General features: G+C 72.9%; 4 protein-coding genes. 3 read left to right on the top strand and 1 reads right to left on the bottom strand.

Translation table 11 applies throughout. The features are described from left to right. Positions 1-362 precede the first annotated feature (362 nt). From SACHA_RS0105785 to SACHA_RS0105775, 3 genes are all read left to right on the top strand, one after another. Entirely contained in the window at positions 363-776 is a 414-nt protein-coding gene (locus SACHA_RS0105785; protein ID WP_019807893.1) for an acyl-CoA thioesterase, read from the top strand. 181 nt (positions 777-957) lie between these two features. After that, the gene (locus tag SACHA_RS0105780) at positions 958-1,329 is read left to right on the top strand and encodes a hypothetical protein (RefSeq protein WP_028662923.1); all 372 of its coding nucleotides are present in this window, start codon (positions 958-960) and stop codon (positions 1,327-1,329) included. Further along, positions 1,322-1,771: a hypothetical protein gene (locus SACHA_RS0105775; RefSeq protein ID WP_019807891.1), complete on the top strand. Its 450-nt coding sequence runs from the start codon at positions 1,322-1,324 to the stop codon at positions 1,769-1,771. Before SACHA_RS0105780 ends, SACHA_RS0105775 begins: the two co-directional genes overlap by 8 nt. Before the next feature lie 79 nt (positions 1,772-1,850). On the opposite strand, the gene SACHA_RS0105770 is transcribed toward SACHA_RS0105775, so the two are convergent. Then, a complete protein-coding gene (locus SACHA_RS0105770; RefSeq protein WP_019807889.1) occupies positions 1,851-2,198 on the bottom strand; it encodes a hypothetical protein in 348 nt (115 codons plus the stop codon). Positions 2,199-2,409 lie beyond the last annotated feature (211 nt).

Here is a 2,409-nt window from a genome sequence, read left to right as displayed (position 1 = left end):
GACCCCGAACCGCGCGGCCGCCCCGGTGTCTCCGGTGACTGCGGGTCCGCGGGCACGCCGCCCCCGCCCGGCCCGGGACGCGGCACGGTGCTCGTCATCGCGCTCCTCCACCCAGTGTCGGTACGCGCACGACCGTAATGCAGAGCGTGTGCCCCGCGTAGCGGAGTCCACGAACGGCGCAGTGATCGAGGCGACGCCGTGCCCCGGGTCGCCGTCCGGCGACAGCACGGTCACGATCCGGCGACGGTGTCGACGGCGGCCGGATCACGGGTCGCGCCGGTCGACGGTGCGTGGCGACTGCGTGGGCGGCGTGCGTGGGCGGCGTGCGTGGGCGGACGCCGCGCGTGAGAATCTGTACCGCCGTGAGCTACGCGCACTGGGAGACCGTGCCGACACGGTGGAAGGACAACGACGTCTACGGCCACGTCAACAACGTCGTGCACTACACGTTCATGGACACCGTCATCAACAACTGGTTGATCAACGAGGGGGGCCTGGACATCCACGGGGGCGAGGTCATCGGGCTGTGCGTGGAGTCGCACTGCACCTACCACGCCTCGCTGACCTTCCCGGAGAGCGCGGCCGTCGGCCTGCGCGTGGGCCACCTCGGCAACTCCAGCGTGCGCTACGAGGTGGGCATCCACCGCGCGGACCGCTCGGAGCTGATCGCCGAGGGCCACTTCGTCCACGTCTTCGTGGACCGCACCACCCGCCGCCCGGTCCCTTTGCAGGACCCGCTCCGCACCGCCCTCACCCGCCTCCGGGTGGTGCCGTGAAGGACTCCTTCGCGGCCCCCGGCGCAGCGAGGGCCTCCTTCGCGGCGTCCGGCGCAGGGAAGGGGTCCTTCACGGCACCCTCGCCGGCGCCGTCGGGGCGGGTGCCGGCGAGGACCCGACCGGTCCGGGGGCGTCGCGACCCCGTACGCTACAGCGGGTAGTAGACAGCAGGAGGGTGCCGGTGATCCCTGGGTTCGCCGTCGCGCTGGTGGTGTGCGCGCTCGCGGTCGCGGTGTGGGCCTTCGCCCTCGCCGTCGCCGACCGGCCCCCCGCACGGCCCCTGCTGATCGGCCTCGGCATCATCGAGGCGCTGCTCGTCGTCCAGGTCGTGATCTCGGTCGGTCTGTTGATCGCGGGGGAACGGCCCGACGACCTGTTGACGTTCGTGTCCTACCTGGTCGGAGTCCTCTTCGTGCTGCCGCTGGGCACGGTGTGGGCACTCGCCGAGCGCAGCCGCGCGAGCACGGCCGTGCTCGGGGTCGCCTGCGGCACGGTGCCGGTGCTGCTCCTGCGGATGTACGTGGTGTGGGTGGGCGGCGGGGCCGGTGTCTGACAACCCCGGCCCGGAACGCACCCACCCGGCACCGGCCTCGACCGCGAGCGGCCCCGGCCGGGTCCTCGTCGCGATCTACGCGATCTTCGCCGTCGGCGCCACCTCCCGCGCGGCCGTCCAGATCGCGACCCGCTTCGGCGACGCCCCGGTTCCGTACCTGCTGTCCGCGTTCGCCGCCGTGGTCTACGTCCTCGCCACGGTCGCACTCGCGCGCGGTGGTGCCGCGTGGTGGCGGGTCGCGGTCGTGGCCTGCGCGTTCGAACTGGTCGGCGTGCTCACCGTCGGCGCGGTGAGCGTGCTGCTGCCCGGCGTGTTCCCCGATGCCACCGTCTGGTCGAACTTCGGGATGGGGTACCTGTTCATCCCCCTCGTCCTCCCCGGGCTCGGGCTGCTCTGGCTCCGGCGCACCGCCCCCGGCCCGCGGGCCCGCACGCCGCGCTGAGACCCGGAAGTCCGGCAGGCGGGGTGAGGCCGCGGCCGCCCGGGCGACCGCGGCACCCGTCACCGACCGGGGACTGCGGTCACCAGAAAACGGCGACGCCGACGTTGAGCACTGTCAGTGCGGCCAGCGCGCCGAACACCCCGCGCCCGGCCGTGGGCCTGCGCCACAGCACGTGCGCCAGCACCAGGACCACCACCGCGACACCGAGCTTGACCGCGATCTTGGTGTTGTCGACCTCGGAGTCGACGAGACCGGCCGAGGCGATGCCGGTCAGGGCCATGCCGGTGAGCACCTGCGCCCCGGCGCCGGAGAGCATGATCAGAACGTGCGGCGACCCGGGCGCCACCAGGCGGGTCACCACACCGCTGACGAGACCCGCCATACCGAGCAGATGCAGAAGGACCAGCGCGTCGTAGACGATTTCCATGCCGGGACAGTACTACAAGTGGTAGTAATCGAGGGGAGGCGCACGGGGAACAGGGACGCCGGACGTCAGTGCCACGGCACGGCGAACAGGCTCGCCGACGTGCTCAACGCCGTCAGCAGCAGCGCACACGCGAGCGGCCAGGCCGCCGGGAGGGCACTCCGGTGCGGCTGCCGCAGTCGCCGGATCCGCGCCTGCACCGGCGTGTCGGCCG

The organism is Saccharomonospora halophila 8 (genome assembly GCF_000383775.1).
GTDB lineage: Bacteria > Actinomycetota > Actinomycetes > Mycobacteriales > Pseudonocardiaceae > Saccharomonospora > Saccharomonospora halophila.
The sequence above is the reverse complement of the archived record's forward strand: the minus strand, read 5'-3'. Positions and strand labels throughout refer to the sequence as shown.

Coding starts and splice junctions, on each gene's coding strand:
- SACHA_RS0105770 (WP_019807889.1), bottom strand. CDS start 2,198: ATGGAAATCGTCTACGACGCGCTGGTCCTTCTGCATCTGCTCGGTATG.